The 489-nt window shown below is 60.5% G+C and carries 1 protein-coding gene; it reads right to left on the bottom strand.

Annotated features, from left to right (window positions below):
- Positions 1 to 318 (bottom strand): DUF1348 family protein (locus EN738_RS34960; protein WP_127287446.1); only part of this gene is annotated, 318 nt, incomplete at its 3' end.
- Positions 319 to 489: the final 171 nt, after the last annotated feature.

The following is a 489-nucleotide window of genomic DNA, read 5'->3' as shown; positions in this document are numbered from 1 at the left end:
CTCATTGCCGTAGGAGCGGAACCAGTGGCCGCTGTCGTCGCGCCATTCATAGGCAAAGCGCACCGCAATGCGGTTCTCGTTCCAGGTCCAGACCTCCTTGATCAGCCTATAGTCGAGTTCGCGCGCCCATTTGCGGGTGAGGAAACCGACGATCTCGCTGCGGCCTGAAACAAACTCGGCGCGATTGCGCCAGGTACTGTCCTCAGTATAGGCGAGCGAGACCCGTTCGGGGTCGCGGCTGTTCCAGGCGTCTTCGGCCATGCGCGCCTTCTGTGCGGCGGTTTCGGCGGTAAAGGGCGGCAGCGGCGGACGGCTCATGGCGGTGTTCCATTGGGCAATTTCGACGAGATATTGTACCGACCGGTACAATGGCGTCAAGTCGAATAGCGTGCTATGGCTTTGTCGCCTCTCGTCGAGGGTTTTTGCACGCCGACTCGGATGAGGACCAAATTTGCCTGCCTGCCTGCCTGTCTGTCTGGAGCGCTGTTG

Origin of the sequence: Mesorhizobium sp. M4B.F.Ca.ET.017.02.2.1 (assembly GCF_003998955.1) — a bacterium.
Classification (GTDB): Bacteria; Pseudomonadota; Alphaproteobacteria; order Rhizobiales; family Rhizobiaceae; genus Mesorhizobium; species Mesorhizobium abyssinicae.
The sequence above is the reverse complement of the archived record's forward strand: the minus strand, read 5'-3'. Positions and strand labels throughout refer to the sequence as shown.